Here is a 17,819-nt window from a genome sequence, read left to right as displayed (position 1 = left end):
CGGTCCGGCGCACCGCATCGAGGCCGGCGCGGCGGACCGCCGACGGCAGCCGCTCCAGCGTCGTACGTACGTTCACCACTGATCCATTGTCGCCGCCGTACGGACCCGCCGAGTCCGTCTGCGCGGTCGTTCCCGCCCGGGCGGATACACCGGGCGCCTACTTCTCAGGGATGACGTCTGCGCGACTCGTCCGGGCGCGGTACCGCAAAGGGGTCGAAGGGGCGACGCGTGCCGGCCGGACCCACTCCTAGCGTTCGAGCAGCCAACCGGCCCTGCCGTCGCCGCGGCCAACCGCCCGTACGAGGGCCGCGGCCGACTGCCCGTACAGAGGAGCCCTTCATGACCACGCCGGTGATCGAACTGCGCGGGGTGAGCCGCCGCTACGACGACGGTCCGCCCGCGCTGCACGAGGCCTCCCTGACCGTGGGGCGCGGCGAGGCGGTGGCGATCCTCGGTCCTTCGGGCAGCGGCAAGTCCACGCTGCTGAATCTGATCGCGGGTCTCGACCGTCCCGACACGGGCACCGTCACCGTGGACGGGGTGCGGGTGGACCGGCTGGGGGAGGCGGGCTCGGCGCTGTACCGGCGCGCGAAGATCGGCATGGTCTTCCAGTTCTTCCATCTGCTCGACGACCTTTCCGTGGCCGACAACGTGGTCCTGCCGGCGCGGCTCGCGGGCATGGCGCGCGGCGCGGCCCGCCGCCGGTCGGCGGAACTCCTCGAACTGCTGGGCATCGACCGGCACGCACGGGCCTACCCGGGACGCCTGTCGGGCGGTGAGCGCCAACGTGTCGCGGTGGCGCGGGCGTTGATGAACCGGCCGGCGCTGCTCCTGGCCGACGAACCGACCGGGGCCCTGGACACGGCCGCCGGGCAGGACGTCAGCAGGCTGCTCGCCGAACTCAACGCCGAGGGCCAGACCATCGTCGTGGTCACACACGACCTTGCGCTGGCCCGTTCCTGCACGAGCCGTACGGTGAAGATCGCCGACGGCCGTGTCACGGCAGACGTACCCGCGGGGACCGTCGCCTCGACTGTCCTGGCGGAGGGCGTCCGATGAGCGCTCTCGGCAAGGTGGTCCGCTCGGGCGTGGGACGGCGCCGGGTCCAGACGCTGGTGATCGGCCTCGCCGCGATGATGGCGGTGGCCTCCTCCGTACTCGGCGGAACCCTGCTCGCGGTGTCCGGCGCGCCCTTCGCCGACGCGTTCGCCGCGCAGCACGGAGCGCATCTGTCGGTGCAGTTCGACGCGGGAAAGGTGAGTGCCGGGCAGCTGTCGAAGTCACGGGACGCGAAAGGCGTGAGCGCCGCGGCCGGACCTTTCCGTACGGCGACCGTCACACCAGGGGCGGGTGAGGCGGGTCCCGCCTGGCCGATGACCGTGGTCGGCCGGCCCGGCCCCGGCCGTGACGTGGACGAGGTGGACCTGCTCGAAGGGCGCTGGGCGAAGCGCCCCGGTGAGATCGTCCTGTCCAAGGCGTCCGCGGTCATTCCGGTCCTGGGCACGAAGATCGGCTTCCCCGGACTGCCGGACGCCCCGACGCTGACCGTGGTCGGTGTGGCCCGTTCGGTCACCGGGACCGCCGATGCCTGGGTGGTGCCGGCCCAGATGACGGCGCTCACGGCGCCGGGCAGCGGCGGCTACCAGATGCTCTACCGCTTCCCCGATGCCGCGACCGCCGCGCAGATCACCGCGGGCGGGAAGGCGGTCACCGGAGCCCTGCCGCCGGGCGCGGCCGTCGGCGAGCAGTCCTGGCTCACCGTCAAGAAGACCGCTGAACGCGACACCGCGCTCTACGTCCCCTTCCTGCTGGCGTTCGGCGTGCTCGGCCTGGTCATGTCGGTGCTCATCGTCGGCAACGTGGTCGCCTCCGCGGTCGGCACCGGCACCCGCCGTATCGGCATCCTGAAGGCCGTCGGCTGCACACCGTCCCAGGTGGTCCGCGCGTACGTGGGCCAGGCGTTGATCCCGGCCGGCATCGGCACGGGTCTCGGTGTCCTCGTCGGCCACCTGCTCGCCGTTCCCGTCCTGGCCGAGGCCGGGGAGGTGTACGGCAGTTCGTCCCTGGCCGTCGAGCCCTGGGTCGATGGGGCGGTGGCGGGCGGCGCCCTCGGTCTGGTGGCGTCGACCGCGTGGGGGAGTGCACTGCGGGCCGGCCGCATGCGTACGGTCGACGCGCTCGCCGTCGGGCGCAACACCTCGGCGCGGCGCGGGCGTTGGGCGGCGCGGCTGTCCGTACGGCTTCCGTTGCCCCCGTCGGCCGCCCTGGGCCTGGCCCGGCCCTTCGCCCGGCCCGCCCGTGCGCTGGCCATGGGCGTGGCGGTCCTGTTCGGCGCCGTCGCCGTCACGTTCACCGTGGGGATGGGAGCCTCGCTCGGCGAGGTGATGAAGGCCAGGGCCCATGACGCCGCGGATGTCGTCGTGCCCGCGCCCCGCGGCGCCTTCGGGCCCGGTGCGCCGGGGCCGGCGGAGCGGCCGCCCGAGGTCGACCAGGCCGCGGTGGCCGCGGCCGTCGGATCCGCCGGCGGAACGGAGAAGTACTACAGCGCCACGACGCTACGGGCCACCGTGTCCGGCCTGACCGGCACGATCGACATGACCGCGTTCACCGGCGACGCCTCCTGGGGCGGCTACACCATGGTCGAAGGCCGCTGGTTCGACGAGCCCGGCGAGGCCGTGGTCCCGACCCCCTTCCTCGCCGCCACGGGCACCCGTATCGGCGACAAGGTCACCCTGGGCGGTCTGGCCGAGCCGGTGACAGTACGGATCGTCGGCGAGGTGCTCGATCCCCGTAAGGACGGCATGCAGGTCTTCACCGACGCCGGGACGCTCACGTCGGGGCACGACGGCGCCGGGACGCTCAAGTCCGGGCACGACGGCGCCGGGACGCTCAAGTCCGGGCACGACGGCGCGGGGATGCGCGACACCGCCGAGACCGGATCCGCACCCCAGGGCCCGCCGGAGACGAGCCATCACATCGCCGTAGCACCCGGCACCGACGCGGCCGCCTACACCGACGCCCTGAACAGGGACTTGGCGCCGCTGGGTGTCGTGGCACAAACCGGCGGGCCCGACTCCGGCAGCGACATGGTGATGACCCTCAACGCGCTGTCCGCGACGCTCACCCTGATGCTCGTGGCCGTCGCCGCGCTCGGCGTCCTCAACGGAGTGCTGCTTGACACCCGTGAGCGCGTACGGGACATCGGTGTCCACAAGGCGCTCGGTATGACGCCCCGGCAGACCATCACCATGGTTCTCACCTCGGTCGCCGTGACCGGTCTCGTCGCCGGAGTGCTCGGTGTGGCGCTGGGCGTGGCTCTGCACGGCTGGGTCATGCCGGCGATGGGGGCGAGCGTGGGGCTGCGCCTGCCCGACTCGGTGCTTGCCGTCTACCAGGTGCCCGAACTGCTCCCGCTCGCCTTCGGCGGCCTGCTCATCGCCACGCTGGGCGCGCTGCTGCCCGCGGGCGGGGCGGCCGGGCCCCGTCCCGCCACGGCCCCGCGTACCGAATGGGAGGGGGGCCGACTGCCGCACAGGCAAGGGGGCCGGCCGCCGACAACGGCGACCGGCCCCTCCTACCGCTCGATCAGCTCGGCCTCAATACCTCAGCGAGGCAAGGTGGTTGTAGCTGTTGCGCGCCGTGGCGAAGGGATCGGCCGGACGGTCGTGCTCGACCAGCCACTGCTGGACGCCGCCCCGGTGCGCGTTCTCGAACATCGCGGCGAAGTCCCGGACCCCGGAGCCCACATCCGCGAAGTCCCCGTCCGGCGCCATGTCCTTGACGTGCAGGGCGGGGAAGCGCCGCGGGTGCTCGACGAACAGGCGGGCCGGGTCCGCCCCGCCCTTCGCCGCCCAGTACACATCCAGTTCGAAGGCGACCAGATGCGGATCGGTCTCCTCGAGGAGGATCCCGTACAGGTTCTCGCCGTCCACGACCTCATGGTCGAGGCCGTGATTGTGGAACTGCACCGGTCCCAGCCCGGCGTCCCGCGACGCCTGCCCGATCCGGTTGAACTCCCGTGCCGCCTCCCGGAATCCGGCCGGCGTGTGCATCGGTCCGGGCAGGCTCGGCACCACCGGCCACTTGGCGCCGAGGGTGTGCAGATCCTCCAGCGCCTGGGGGAGGCCGGGACCGGTCAGCGTGGTGTACGCGACGTGCTCCAGAACGGCCCGCAGACCGGTCCGGTCCAGGAAGCCGCGGATCGCCGAGGCGCTGTTGTTGTGCCGCCCGCTCACCCCGACGGTGGCGTACCCGATCTCGGCGAGCCGCTCCAAGGTGCCCAGGAAGTCGGCGGCCAGCGGGGTGCGCATCGTGTAGAGGTGCATCCCGATCCCGCCGCGCGGGATGCGGCGCCTGCGGGCCGCATCGCCGTCGGCGGCGTACGCCGGTGCGGAGGCGAGACCTGTCGCGGTCGCAAGCCCCAGCGACGTCCCCAGGAAGGCGCGTCTGTTCAGCGTCATGCGGTGCCTCCTTCGGCCACGGTGATCTGCACCGAGCCGGTCGAAGTGTCGCCCTTGTCGTCGGTCACGGTCAGCCGGGCCGTGTACGGGCCGGGCCGTGCGTAGGTGTGCTCGGCGGTCGGGCCCTCCTCGCCCGCGGGCTTGGTGTTGTCACCGAAGTCCCAGTGGTACGAGACGATCTGGCGGCCGGCGGCGGGCTTGACGGTGCTGGTCAGCTTGACCGCACCGGCCGTCTGCTCCTTGCCGAGCTCGACCTTCGTACCGCCCTTCTTCTCGACGCCGGGCCCGTTGAAGTGCAGCCAGTCGAGCGTCAGCAGATCCGCCTTGTCCGGGGTCCACTCGGGGTTGGTGAACACCGCGTACAACTTGGTGGTGTCGCCCAGATCCTCGAGCGCGGTGGTGGGCGAGATGAAGTTGCTGTAGCTCCCGGTGTTCGGGATGGTCACCTTGCCGACCAGCGTGCCGGTGGGCGATCCCGCGCGGAACTCGACAGCGCCGCCGAGCCCGCCGGAGGCCGCGCCGACCGTCACCGAGTCGATGCCCTTGAAGTCGGTCGGATCGAAGACCGCCCAGTCACCGTGCTCGATCTCGATCAGACGCTTGCCGGCCGAGGCGTCCGCACGGCTGCCGATCTCGACGCCCTTGTTGGCGCCGCCGGTCGTCGTGAAGTGCTCGGCCTCGCGGAACGTGGTGCGCAGCGTCAGCGACGACGAACCGGTGAGCGCGGGCACGCCACCAGGACCGCCCTTGTCCTCGTACTGCGCGCTGATCCCGTAGTACAGGTTCTGCCCGGGGCCGTGGCTGTCACCGGCGTCCGTCGCGATCTCGCCGCGGCAGCCCGTGTAGTTGTCCAGCGGGTGCAGATGCGAGTCGTGCCCGAGCTGGGACTGGACGACGACCCGCGAGCAGTCGATCGTGCGGTCCTCCGGGTCCTTCACCTTGATCTCGAAGGGAATGGTGTCGCCGAAGGAGAACAGGCCGCCGTTCGGGGGCTGTTGGATGGTCACCACGGGACGGGTGTTGCCGACGGTGATGTCCTGGACGGCCAGCGCCGTGAGGTCGCCGGGCGCGGTCACCTTCAGGCGCGCGGTGAACTGGCCCTTCTCGGTGTACACATGCGTGGGATCGGCCTCGGTGGAATCCGTGCTGCCGTTCCCGTCGAAGTCCCAGGCGTACGTGACGTCCCCGCCGCCCGGAATCCCCGAACCCGCACTGGAGAATTGCACGGTCAGCGGCACTTTCCCGGTGTCCGGAGTGGCCGTGGCCCGCGCGTCCGGCAGCCTCTTGTCACCCACGTAATCGATCCGGTAGATACCCGACCCTTCGTTGCTGCCGCCTCGGCCGGTCCCGCTGCCGAGTCCGAAGTCGATGACGTAGAGCGCTCCGTCGGGACCGAAGTCGGCGTCGAAGGGCTGGTTCCACGCCATGTCGCCGAACACGGAATTGATGGAGTGCAGATCGCCGGCCTTCGCCGCGGGGAAGCGCGGATCGGTGAACGACTGGTCCTTCTCCTGGATCGAGAAGGTCTTGAACCACTTGGGGGTCAGCTCGTAGTTGAGCCCCTTCCCCTCGAAGTACTGGGGGAACTTGGTGCGATACGAGTTCCCGGGGTCGTAGTCGTAGACCGGACCGCTCATCGGCCCCCCGCCCCCGGCGCCGAGCTCCGGGAACTCCGCCGAGGCCGAATACGCGTACCAGACGGTCGCGGGCTCGGCGTCCGGCAGCTCGGTCAGACCCGTGTTGTTCGGCGAATCGTTCTTCAGAGCGCCGCAGTCGAATTTCGCGCCGGAGGTCTTCGTCGCGAAGTCGTAGTCGTTGAACGGGGTGTTGTTGCCCACGCAGTAAGGCCACCCGAGATTGCCGGCCTTGGTGACCCGGCTGTACTCGACGGTTCCCTCGGGACCGCGGTTGGGGTTGGCGGCTCGTGCGTCGGGCCCGTAGTCCGCCACCAGCAGGGCGCCGGAGTGCGGGTCGGTGGTGATGCGGAACGGGTTGCGCAGGCCCATGGCGTAGATCTCGGCCCGGGTCTTGTCCGTGCCGGGCGCGAAGAGATTCCCCTCGGGAACGGAGTACGTTCCGTCGTCCTCGGGCGTGACGCGCAGGATCTTGCCGCGCAGATCATTCGTATTGCCCGAGGTGCCCTGCGCGTCCCAGGCGCGGCGGCCCTCCTGCTCGTCGATCGGCGTGAAGCCGTCGGAGGCGAAGGGATCGGTGTTGTCGCCGGTCGCGACATACAGATGCCCGCTCTTGTCGAAGGTCAGCGAGCCCGCCATATGCGAATTCGCCCGGCCCTCGCCGCGGAACGTGGGAATCGTCAGCAGGCGCTTCTCGCTGGCCATGTCGACCTTGCCGTCGGCCTCGGTGAACCGCGACAGATTCAGCCGCTTCTCCGTCTTGTCGGAGTGCAGCAGATACAACCAGTGGTTCTCCTCGAACTCCGGGTCGAGAGCGAGACCGAGCAGGCCGTCGGACTGGCTCGTCATCTCCGGTGTGTACGCGAAGTCGAGCGCCGTGGTGACCTTGAGGTTCTCCTGGTTGATGACCTTCAGCTTGCCGGTGCGCTGGATGAAGAACACCCGGCGGTCCGGGGCCACCGCGAGCTCGAAGGGGTCGGCCAGATCGCTCGTCGCCAAGGGGGTGCGCTGGAAGGCGCTGGTCTTGTTGGCGGTGCAGTCGCCCGGCTTGTCGCCGGCGGCCCACTGGATGCCGCCGAGCAGATGCTTGAGGAAGTACTCCTCCTGGAAGGCCGAGGAGGCGTGGCCACCGGCCGTGAACCAGGAGCGGCCGCCGTCATAGTTCTGGCACCACGAGTACGGGTGGTCGACGCCCTCGTCCAGGCCGTCGATGCCGTCGCGCACCTTGATCTGCGCGAGGGTGTGCACCTTGCCCGTGGGGTTGGTGCGCCAGTTGTACCACTCCTCGGTGCGCTCCCAGAGCTGCGGAAGTCCCTTGGTGGAGGGGTGCGCCTGGTCGAGGACCTTGATCCGGCCGGTCTGCACGGCCGGGTGCTTGTCGAAGATCGCGCCGACCAGGCCCTCGTACCAGTCCCAGTCGCGCTCGCTCGCGCTCGCCGCGTGCAGGCCGACGTAACCGCCGCCGGCGCGGATGTACTTCTGGAAGGCGGCGCGTTGCCCGGCGTCGAGCAGGTCGCCGGACTCCGGTGTGGAGTTGGTGTTGTTGAAGACGATCGCCTGGAACCTCGCCAGGTTCTCGTCGGTGAAGGCCGCCGCGTCCTCGGTGGCCTCGACCTCGAAACCGTTTTCTGTACCGAGCTTCTTGACCGCCTCGACCCCGGCGGCCCGGGACTCATGGTCGAAGTTGGTGATCTTCGAGAAGACCAGCACGCGGAACGGGGCCGCGGCACGGGCCTGTTCGGGCATCGACACGACCAGTCCGAGCACCAGCGCGAACAGAGCCGCGAGGGTGGTCAGGGGCCGCAGAAGTCTTCGGACGTGACTGCCGTTCGGGGGATGACTCATGGGCGCTCCCGCTGTCTAAGGGCACGGCTGTGTGCCGACGGCTCATCGGGTGCTTACGAAAGGGAGAAAGCGCTTTCTGAGGTGCAGTCGCTCAGCGTAGGTTCCAGTGATCGGAGGGGTCAATGGGTAGTGGAGGGCTTGTGACGTACGGGAGTTGAGGCGGGGGTGCCCCTATGTGTTTGGTCAAGGTCGAGGGCCAGTAGGTTCGAGCGGTCGAGGGTGGGCCGAGCCGTAGGGGTGTGCATGGCTGATAGCCACGTGACGATCAAGCTCACGAGTGACGAGGCACTGGTGCTGTCGCACTGGCTGGAGAAGCTTCAGATGACGGACCTCAGTCGTCTTGTCGACGATCCGGCGGTCTGGGCACCGATTCATCGGATCGCCGGAACGCTCGACAGGGCCCTTCCCGAGCTGTTCGCGCCTGACTACGACCAGCGGCTTGAAGCCGCTCGTCAGAGGCTGCGGCCGGAGGACTGATCGAGCGGTCTCAACTGCTCACCTGGCCGCAGCGGGTTGGGGCCGGTAGAAGGTTCCGTCGCGGAGCATCGCGAACAGGACGTCGGCCCGGCGTCCCGCGAGCCAGAGCAGTGCTTGGGTGTGGCGCTTGCCCTGGGCGATCTTTTTGTCGTAGTAGGCCGGGAAGCCGGGTCGCCCAGAGCGGCGAACGCGGAGAGGAAGAAGGCCCGTTTGAGCTGCGGGTCGCCGTGCGAGGCCGTCGGTCGGGAAGGTGGACCTTCGCAAGAGGGTGGGCCTCCAGCAGTTCCTCGATCCGTCCGGCCCGCAGTTTCCGCCGGTCGAGCACGGCTGTCAGCGAAGCGGCCAGGTGACCTGCCGGCGCCGTCCGGCCTTGCGGATCTGGGCCGGGGAGCCGAACCGCTCCAGCAGGGTGAGGACTGCCAGGTGCTGCGACCGCGGTCCCAGCACCCGTTCCAGCGACGGATGGACCTGCGTCAGCAGGTCGTGCAGCCGTTCGCTACCCGGGGTTGGCTCGCTGGGGTAGAGGTCGGCGATTCGCCGCATCGTCAGGCCTGGGAGGTAGGAGACCGGGCAGCCCATGTCCTGGGCGACCGCCGGCGGCAGGGCGCCGATTGAGGCCGACTGGTCGACCACGACCAGCACGGTTGCGTGCTTGGCCTGGAGTTTCGCGAAGAGCTCGCGGAGCTTGGGTTCGGTGTTGGGCAGGCGCTCGTCGAACGCCTTCTTGCCGGCCGGTGTGACGGCGGTGGCGTGGTGTTCGCCTTTGCCGACGTCCAGGCCGAGGAAGACGTCGATGGCGCCGGTGTCGATCACGTGCAGGCCCTTCCATCACGCTTTCGTCCAGCCTGCCTGGGCACCGAGCTGCCACATCCACGTTACGGAGAACTCTTCCGGCTCGGGTGAAGCCGGTGCTCAAGCCCCTTATCAGCGGGCCGTCGATGCCTCCGGGCCCGGTGACACCACCCCCCCCGGATCATCAGCAACAGGAGGGGGAGGCCATGCCGGGCCCGAAGGCCGGAGGCCCCATTGCGGAGCCACGAAAAGGTAATCGGGCGGGCGTCCTGTATCCCTTATCCGGGCAGGTGTTCCGGCGCTTCCGCCGGGCAGGTGTCCCGGCGCTTCCGCTGGGCAGGGGGCCCCTCGTGCCCGTATCGCGAATCGAGGAGCGCACCGATGACGACGTACACGACGCAGTCCGTGACCGCGGCGGACGGTCTCCAGGTGGCCGCGTACACCTGGCTTCCGGAGAGTGGCCGGCCCCGCGCGCTGGTCCAGATCGCGCACGGAGCGGCCGAACACGCCCTGCGTTACGACCGGTTCGCCCGCGAGCTGACCGCGCACGGATACGGGGTGATCGCCTCGGACCATCGCGGCCATGGCGCGACCGCGGTGTCGACCGGCGGATACGGCGTGACCGAGGTGCCCGGGGCCGAAGGGGACGGCGCGGACAGCTGGCGCGCGATCGTCGGTGATCTCGAGGCGGTCGGGGACCGCGCCCGCGCGCTCTTCCCGGACGCGCCGACCGTGCTGCTCGGACACAGCATGGGCTCGATGCTGGCGCGCGACTACGCGCAGGAGTACCCGGACACGCTGGCCGGTCTGATCCTCTCGGGCACCTTCCGCACGCTGCCCTTCGTGGAGATCCAGAGCGCCCTGGACCGGCTCGACCGCGAGATCGCCGAGGGCGGCCGGGCGGCGCTGTCGTCGTTCGTTCCGGAGGCGTTCGCCTCGTTCAACGACCCGTACCCGCACCGGACCGGCTTCGAGTGGCTGTCCCGGGACGAGGCCGAGGTCGACCGGTACGTGGCAGACGAGCGCTGCGGCTTCCCCTTCTCGGCCGGCCTGTCACGGGACTGGGTGCACGCGATCAGGAAGATCAACGACCCGGCTCAACTCGCCCGTATCCCCGCGGACCTGCCGATCCATGTGGCGGTCGGCACCGAGGACCCGTGCAACCAGTCGATGTCGCTGGTCCACGACCTCCTGGAGGACTTCCGTTACGTGGGGGTGGCCGACCTGACCTGGAAGGGCTACCAGGGCGCGCGGCACGAGATCCTCAACGAGACCAACCGCGCCGAGGTGCAGGCGGATCTGCTGGCGTGGCTCGACAAGCAGGTGTGACCGGCGTCCCGCGACACGCGAACGCGGGGCCCGCCTCGTCGGTGGCGGGCCCCGCGGCTGCCGTACAGACCCTCGCGCGTGCCGTGCGGACTCTCCCGGCTACTTCTTGGCGGGTTCGTCCTTCTCCAGGCCGGGCTTGAGGGGGAGGGTCTGATTCGGGAAGATCGAGGCGTTGATCTCCAGGGTGATCACATGCTCGCCCGCGTCGATGTCGGCACCGATCTCCCGCAGCTCCTTGGCATAGGCCTCGGTGATCTTGAACTTCCACTCCTTCGGGCCCAGCGAGATCTTGCCCTGGTTGATCCGGGGGTTGATCAGGTCCGTGTAGAGCTCGACGGTGTTCATGGTCGCCAGCTGGAGCTCGTGCGGGACCGGGTTGTCGTCGACGTAGACGTTCGCGCTGGCCTTGGAGATGAACGGGAAGTCGTGCAGCCAGAACCCGTCGACCTTGTGCGACCTGCCCGTCTTGGGGTTCGTGAACTTCCAGCCGCCCGGATACCAGATACGCCCGTTCACGAAGTTGATGTTGCTGTAGCCCTGTGCGCCCACCGGAGTCCACACACCCTCGCCGCCCTTGAGAGGGCCGACCGGGCAGACCGCCTCGACCTTGGCGTTGAGGCGCTTGAGCTCGGACTTCGTCTTCTCCGTGAAGGTCAGGGTCCCGGTGCCGCTCTGCGCGAAGAACCAGAAGGCGGTGCCGAGTTCGGGCGCCTTGTCGTAGTAGCCGGGCGCCGCCGGCTTGTCCAGGGAGTAGTTGGTGGGCAGGCAGTTGGTGGCCGGCGGGTTCTCCGGCGGCGGCGGCGGAGCGGAGCGGTCGGCGGTGGCGGCGGATGCGGCCGTCGCCGTGGCGAGCAGGGTCAGGGCGGTGAGGGCCACCGTGGTCTTGGGCAGGTGCACGGACACTCCCGGGGAGCTTGTCCCCCCTAGGACAAGATCAGTGAATGCGCGGTTCGGTACGCATGCCAGCAGGCGCCGCCGTACGGGGTAACTGCCGCTCACACTGCGTCACAACCCGCAGGTCAGAAGAGCCCGTGCGGCACGGCGAGGTACGGGAACGCCGGCGCCAGTTCGGTGGGCGGCCCGGAGGTCGTGAAGCGGAACAGCGGCGCGTACTCCTTCACCGCCGGCTCGCCCATCGCCACGCGCACCAGCACATGCGTGGGGTCGTCGGTGAGGCGGCGGCCGTTCGGGAAGCCCTGCGGGTCGCCGTCGAGGAAGCCGCCCTTGCGGGGCGTCCGGCTCACCGGCGTCGACAGATTCAGGCGCAGCTCCTCGGCCGGCCGGAACGCGCCCGCGTCCGCATCCGCGTTCATCACCTGCGAGTTGAGATCCTCCCGGATCGGGCACGCGGAGCCTTCGCCGACCGGGCAACGGGTCTTGCCCGACAGCCCCGTCATCAGCAGCTGGAACATGTCCTTGCGGGGGTTCGGCCGCGGCGCGGGCAGGCCGGGGTGTGCGGCGTGGAAGGCCTTCGGCCCCCTCAACTTGGTCACCATGTCGATGAGTTGAGGGTTATCGGCGTCCTTCGCCGCGTCCCAGGTGTTGAACTGGTCGGCCACACCACCGAGCACACCCAGCGGTGACCCGCGGAGCAGCGCGGCCGGAGTGAGGTAGTTGTCCGGTGCGAAGGCCTCGTTGACGATCACGTTGCCGACCCGGGAGACCTGCGCGTACCGGGCACCTTCGGCGGCGCCCGGCCGCACGTTCAGGGTCTCGCGGGCCGCGGTCGCCCAGACCCCGACGACGGGGTTGCGAGCCGGGTCCCCGTTCAGGGCGAGGGCCTCCTTGGGCACCTGCAGGGCCATGACAGTCACGTTCGTGCCCTGGAGCGGGCTGAACGGGAGCGGCAGTTCCGTACCGCTCTTGAGGATCTCCATCTCGCGGGCATCGTTGAAGAAGGGATCCGCGGCCTGTCCCGTGTAGACCTGCCCGCCGCCCGGCACCGGCAGCGTGGCCTCACGGCGCAGCGCCTCGTAGTCGGGCATCCCGGCGGCCCCCGCCCGGCTCGGGGCGGCGATCGCGTCCCGGATCAGGACCTTCGGCGGTTTTCCGGGGCGCAGTTCCTCGAGCGTGTAGCGCTGCTTGAACTTCAGGTTCGCTGAACTCAGCGAATCCACCCGCCCGTTGAGCACACCGAGGAACTGCCGCTGTCCTTCGTCACGGAACGTCCAGCGGTACGTGAGATCCGGCCGGCCCGTGCCCCGGCTGTCGATGTTGAGGTCGTAGCGGGTGCGGGTGCCGAAGGTCGCGGGCGGCAGCACACCGTCGACGGGCAGACTCAGCGACTGGTACGTGACGATCAAGGTTGCGGTGTCCGGCGCCTCGGGGCTGGTGAACGCGTAGAGATCACCGGCGTTGATCTCCGGGTCGAGCATCGCGCTCGGCGCGTCGATATGGCTGCCGGCCGACGCGCCCTGCGTACCGGGGCCGGCCCAGGCGGCCAGCGCGATCAGTGCGGATGCGGCAACCGCGGCGGTGGGGACACGGCGACGCGGTCGGTACGGCGATGGCTTGTCGGCCATGTCCGGTGCTCCTGGTGTGTGCGGGTCGGGTGACTACGGGCTCAGTGCGGCAGCGCGCGATAGGGGAAGGTCTCCGTGGACGCCTTCGGCGGGGACTTGATCAGGGAGTTCTTGGTGAGGAAGTCCGTCTTGGCGCCGATGAGGCCGCCCATGAGGACGCGCATCTGGATCGCGTCGGCGTCGTCGACGAAGCGGCGGCCGTTGGGGTAGCCCTGCGGGTCGTCGGCGAAGAGCGTTTCGCTCTTCGGCTTCGAGGTCACCGGGGTGGCCATGTTGAGGCGCAGGACTTCTGCGGGGCGTACGGCCGAGGGGTCGACGTCCTTGTTGAGGGTGTGCACATTGACCTTCTCGAGGCCGTGCAGGTGGTAACGGACAACATCCGGGCGGGGGTTGGCCGGGGGCTCGGCACCGGTGGCGAAGCCGATGTTGCGCGGTCCGAACGGTTCACGGAGCTGCTTGATCATCGCGTCCCACTCGGCGTCCTGCTCCGGCTTGCGGGCCTGGAACTGGTCGCTCAGGCCGCCGGGCACACCGATCACGGGCAGGCTGTCCGGGAACATCGTCTCGAGGAAGTGCGGCTGCCCCATCCGCGACACCTGCGCGTACCCCGCTTCTCCCGTGCCCGCCACGTCGAGCGACTGACGCGAAGCCGTCGCCCAGACGCCGATGACCGGGTTGCGCCCCGGATCGCCGCGCAGAGCGAGCGCCTTCTTGGGCAGCTGCAAGGTCATGGTGTTGGAGTTCGTCAGCGCCACGGGGTTGAACTCGGGGACGAGCGGAACCCCGAAGCGGATCTTCGCGTACTGGCCGACGTTGAACAGGAAGGCATCCGCGATCTGCCCGACGTACGTCTGCCCACCGCCGGGCAGCGGCGCCGTGGCGTCCTTGCGCAGCGCGTCGTAGTCGGGCATCAGCTGCTTGCCCGCGTACGACGGAGCGACCGCTCCCTCCTCGACCAGGGTCCGCGGCTGCTGTCCAGGGCGCAGCTCCTGCAGCGTGTACGTCTGGCGGAAGACCACCGCCTTGTCCTTGAGGGAACGCACGGGGGCGCTCACGGCCGACCTTGTGCCGAGCGGGCGGTCGTCCTGCGTCCGGAACGTGTAGCGGTAGGTCACATCGGGCCGGGCATCACCCGAGGAATCGACGTGGACCTCGAACCGGGTGTCGCTCGCGAACGGATAGAGCGCGAGCGGATTCCCGGCGAGCTGCAGCGGGTGGTAGTCCGTCGCGATGGTCACCATGTCGGTCGCGTCGGGGCTGGTGAACACGTAGAGGTCGCTGCCGTCGCGCGGAGGGTCGGCGAACGTGGACGGCGCGTCGACATGACTGGCGGCGCCCGCCCGGCCCGATACGGGGCCGGCGAACCAGCCGCCCATGAGCAGGGCGCAGGCGAGCGCGGTCCCCGCGGCGGGCTTGGTGAGTTGACGGACCCTCATGCGACGACCTCTCCATGTGGCCCGCGCCTTGACGGGCATCCGAGACCACTGGACGGCACCCACGCGCGCCCGGCGATCCGGGTGCGCCGTGCGAGGGAAGGGGTTGGGCCGGATCGGTGCTGGTCGGCGGCGTGTCCGGGGCGTCGTCCGGTGCGCACCGGACGGGGCGTCCGGGTCACGGAACGAGGAGCGCCGCGGCGCTGCGCAGGGCCATGCCCGACCCCACCGTGATCACCAGCGCCGCCGTGAGGGCGGGCAGGACCGCCCGCAAGCGGGCGATACGAGGGCCGCCGCGGCCCCCTTCAAGGAGGGCCTGCGCCCGGTGACCGCACCGTGCGACCAGCAGCCCCGCCGCACAGAGCACGGCCGCCATGCCCGCGCCGTACGCGAGGACCAGGAGCACGCCGAACGCGGTGCGGTTCAGGGCGATGGCACCGAGCAGGACCACCAGGGCGGACGGGCTGGGGACAAGTCCGCCGGCGATACCGACACCGATGAGGGTGCGGCGGCGCTCTTGGTGCGGGGTGCCGGGGTGTTCGTGGACGTGAGGGGGCGTCGCGGGGTGCTTGTGGGAGGTGGTGTGGGCGTGCTCGTGGGCGGTGGTGTGGGTGTGAGCGGGTGTCGCGGGGTGCCCAGGTGTTGTGGCGTGGCCGTGAGCCGTCGGAGGCTTCCCGCTCTGCGGGAGGGCGGCCCCGGCCTGCGCAGATCCGACGGGAACCGCCAACTGCCGTACGCCATCGTGGCTGTGGCTGTGGCTGTGGTCGTGGTCGTGGTCGTGGGCATCCCCGTGGCTGTGCCTGTGGCCGTGCCCGTGCCCGTGCCCGTGGCTGTGCCCATGCCCCCAGCCCCGCCCCCTGCGCGCCGCCCGCCACAGCATCACGCCCACTGCCACGACGAGCGCCCCGCTCACCACTCCGAGCAGATGCATCAGCCCCTCGGCCGCGAACGCCGCGGACAGCGAGAGCAGCAGGCCGAGCGCGAGCACCCCGGCCGTGTGGGTGAAGGTGACGGTGGCCCCGACCGTGACGGCGTCGCGCACCGAGCCCCGGCGCCCGGCCAGACACGCGGCGAGGACCGTCTTGCCGTGCCCCGGCAGCAGGGCGTGCCCGGCGCCCAGCAGCACCGAGAGCCCGATCGCGGCGAGGCCCACCGGCCAGGTCAGACCGTCGCGTGCGGCCAGGGCGGACAGCCGGCGGTCGAGCCCGGCCGTCCAACTGTCCTCGCTCATCGGACCGCTGACCCCGGCCGCCGGGGTTCCGGCCGCCGCTGCCCCTGCGGCGTACCGCACCCGCGCCGTCCGTACGTCCGGCGGATCGTCGAGCAAGTCCTGCGGATAGCTGCGCAGTTCACCGGAGAGGCTGCGCTCCGGGACGTCGGAGGACACGATCCGCATTCCGGGCCCGGCGCTCGCTGTGACCTCACGCCATCCGATCCGGCCCTGGCCGCCCCGGTCGGCGAAGGCGAGCTCTCCGGGACCCGACTGCGGGAGCGAGGCGGTGAGGCGGCAGCTGATCCGGCTGACGGGCAGACCGGCCTGCCCCGGCAGCTCACGCATTCCGCTGTCCGCCACGCGCCACGTCAGTTCGTCGCCGCCGGTCACCTCTGCCCGTACGTCCTGAGCGAGTCGCGCACAGACGGAGTCGGCATGCGCGGCCAGCTCACCGGTCTCCAGGCGGCCGTCACGGTCAAGGTCCACGGCCCGCTTGGCCTGGAGCGTGGGGATCTCGGCCCGGTCGATCACCGCCCGGTCCTCGATGCGGCCGGACGTGATCTGCAGGCCGTGGTAGCGGCTGACGGTGAAGTTGCCCAGCGGATGCGCGGACGCGACCGTCGGCGTGCCGGCCGCCAGACCCGCGAGCACCCCGACGACGAGGCCGCCGCGCCGCACCCGGGCCGCCCAGCGCCAACGCCCCGCCCGCGTCATGACGCGCCGCCCGCGCGCAGCGCCTTGCGGGCCGCGGGCGCTTGGAGCGGCGAGAAGTGCGGATTGGCCCGGAGCGCGGCCGCGAACAGCCGGCGCGCCTCGCCCTCGCGGCCCAGCGCCCGTTCGATCTCGCCACGGTGATAGGCGAAGGAAGCGGGCCGCCACCCCAGCTTCGCGGCACTCTCCGCATGCTCGGCGGCCTCGGCCGAACGCCCCGCCCGGTGCAGCGCCCACGCGAGCCCGTCCGCGACAAGCACGCTCTTGCGCCGGGACCACTCGGCGCCCAGTTTCCGCACGGCGACCGCCGGGTCACCGTGGTCGGCCTCGAAGAGCCCGAGGGTGAGGTCGTCGGCGGCGCCCTGTTCCTCGAGGAGCCGGACCTGGGCCCGCAGCAGCTCGTACTGCAGCTCTGCCTCGTCGCCTCGGCCGAGCGACGCGAGGAACTCTCCGTAGAGCAGGACGTATTCGGGCAGCGGCACCCGTTCCGTCACCGCCCGGTAGTCGGCGAGCGCGGCCTCGGTGCGGCCGAGCGCCGCACGCGCCTTGGCGCGCCCGGCCAGGGCGGCGTGCGCCTCGGGGTCGGCGCGCAACGCCTCCTCGTAGTGGGCGTGGGCCTGCTCGGGGCGGCCGCGGTCCCAGTCGAGCTCGCCGAGGCGGTGCAGACAGAACGCACGCTCGGCGGGCACGGCCGAGTCCTCCAGGGCCCGGCGCAGCGCGCCCTCGGCCGCCTCGGTCCGGCCCTGCATCTCCAGTTCGTAGGCGGCCCGGGTGAACGCCGCGACCCCCGGCTTGAGATCGAGCAGCCGCTGCACGGCCGCGGTGGCCTGCGGGTAGGCGCCGAGCTGGGTGTACGCGTCGGCGAGGACGGGATACACGGTCCAGTTGCCGGGCTGGGCGCTCCGGGCCTGCTCGCCCCAGCGCTTGCCGGCGGCGAAGTCGTGCCGGGCGTTGGCCAGCGTGCCCATGCCGACCAGGGCTGTGACATTGCCGGGCTGGAGCGCGAGCGAACGCTTCAGCGCCTGTTCGGCCCTCCCGTAGTACGAGAAGTCGGCGGTGCGTCTGGCCTGCTCCAGGTATCCGAGTGCCAGACCCGCCCAGACCGTGCCGTCCTCGGGATGCTCCCGCAGCCAGGCCCGCCGGGCCTCGATCTGTCCGGGCACGTCCTGCGCGCCGGCCGCGCCGGCCTGATCCCCGTGGACGGGCCGCGGCGGAGCGTCGGGCGACAGGGACAGCAGCCCGGCCGTCACGGCCGCGACCACCACACAGGCCAGGCCCGTCGCGGCCGGCCGGTGGCCGAGGGCACGCAGAGTCTTGATCGTCTTGCCGGTCACCCGCACACTCTGCGTCGCCGTGGCGGCGCCTTTGTGCCGCCGGTACGACTATCAGGCGCAAGACCACTC

General features: G+C 70.9%; 10 protein-coding genes and 2 pseudogenes. 4 read left to right on the top strand and 8 right to left on the bottom strand.

Annotation, left to right across the window (positions count from 1 at the left end; translation table 11 throughout):
• Nucleotides 1-339: 339 nt before the first annotated feature.
• Nucleotides 340-1,059, top strand: coding sequence for an ABC transporter ATP-binding protein (locus JAO81_RS02470; RefSeq protein WP_199546046.1), 720 nt, complete (start codon nt 340-342; stop codon nt 1,057-1,059).
• Nucleotides 1,056-3,509, top strand: a pseudogene (locus JAO81_RS02465) (ABC transporter permease); the annotation flags it as partial. The gene JAO81_RS02470 and the pseudogene JAO81_RS02465, both read left to right, overlap by 4 nt.
• 87 nt (nt 3,510-3,596) lie before the next feature.
• Here the strand turns inward: JAO81_RS02465 and JAO81_RS42140 are convergent.
• Complete coding sequence (locus JAO81_RS42140; protein WP_233414843.1) at nt 3,597-4,460, bottom strand: sugar phosphate isomerase/epimerase; 864 nt, start codon at nt 4,458-4,460, stop codon at nt 3,597-3,599.
• A complete protein-coding gene (locus JAO81_RS02460; protein WP_199546045.1) occupies nt 4,457-7,939 on the bottom strand; it encodes a ThuA domain-containing protein in 3,483 nt (1,160 codons plus the stop codon). Before JAO81_RS02460 ends, JAO81_RS42140 begins: the two co-directional genes overlap by 4 nt.
• Before the next feature lie 243 nt (nt 7,940-8,182).
• Here JAO81_RS02460 and JAO81_RS02455 point away from each other — a divergent pair, with 243 nt between their 5' ends.
• Nucleotides 8,183-8,416 (top strand): hypothetical protein, encoded by a 234-nt coding sequence (locus JAO81_RS02455; protein ID WP_199546044.1) that lies wholly within the window; start codon nt 8,183-8,185, stop codon nt 8,414-8,416.
• An 18-nt stretch (nt 8,417-8,434) separates the two neighbouring features.
• On the opposite strand, the pseudogene JAO81_RS43895 reads toward JAO81_RS02455, so the two are convergent.
• A pseudogene (locus JAO81_RS43895) lies at nt 8,435-9,229 on the bottom strand (transposase).
• A gap of 360 nt (nt 9,230-9,589) precedes the next feature.
• On the opposite strand from JAO81_RS43895, the gene JAO81_RS02445 reads away from it, so the two are divergent.
• Nucleotides 9,590-10,537: an alpha/beta fold hydrolase gene (locus tag JAO81_RS02445; protein WP_199546043.1), complete on the top strand. Its 948-nt coding sequence runs from the start codon at nt 9,590-9,592 to the stop codon at nt 10,535-10,537.
• 99 nt (nt 10,538-10,636) lie between these two features.
• Here the strand turns inward: JAO81_RS02445 and JAO81_RS02440 are convergent, their stop codons facing one another.
• From JAO81_RS02440 to JAO81_RS43605, 5 genes are all read right to left on the bottom strand, one after another.
• On the bottom strand, nt 10,637-11,434 hold the full coding sequence (locus JAO81_RS02440) for a hypothetical protein (RefSeq protein WP_199546042.1): 798 nt from the start codon (nt 11,432-11,434) through the stop codon (nt 10,637-10,639).
• A 122-nt stretch (nt 11,435-11,556) separates the two neighbouring features.
• Nucleotides 11,557-13,059 carry a DUF4331 domain-containing protein gene (locus JAO81_RS02435; protein ID WP_199546041.1) on the bottom strand — a complete coding sequence of 501 codons (1,503 nt, stop codon included), beginning with the start codon at nt 13,057-13,059 and terminating at the stop codon, nt 11,557-11,559.
• A 41-nt stretch (nt 13,060-13,100) separates the two neighbouring features.
• Nucleotides 13,101-14,495: a DUF4331 domain-containing protein gene (locus JAO81_RS02430; RefSeq protein WP_199546040.1), complete on the bottom strand. Its 1,395-nt coding sequence runs from the start codon at nt 14,493-14,495 to the stop codon at nt 13,101-13,103.
• Between the two features lie 175 nt (nt 14,496-14,670).
• Nucleotides 14,671-16,419: a nickel/cobalt transporter gene (locus JAO81_RS02425; protein ID WP_199546039.1), complete on the bottom strand. Its 1,749-nt coding sequence runs from the start codon at nt 16,417-16,419 to the stop codon at nt 14,671-14,673.
• Nucleotides 16,416-17,750, bottom strand: coding sequence for a lipopolysaccharide assembly protein LapB (locus JAO81_RS43605; RefSeq protein ID WP_199546038.1), 1,335 nt, complete (start codon nt 17,748-17,750; stop codon nt 16,416-16,418). Before JAO81_RS43605 ends, JAO81_RS02425 begins: the two co-directional genes overlap by 4 nt.
• Nucleotides 17,751-17,819: the final 69 nt, after the last annotated feature.

It is taken from the genome of Streptomyces sp. N35, assembly GCF_016464295.1.
Lineage (GTDB): Bacteria > Actinomycetota > Actinomycetes > Streptomycetales > Streptomycetaceae > Streptomyces.
The sequence above is the reverse complement of the archived record's forward strand: the minus strand, read 5'-3'. Positions and strand labels throughout refer to the sequence as shown.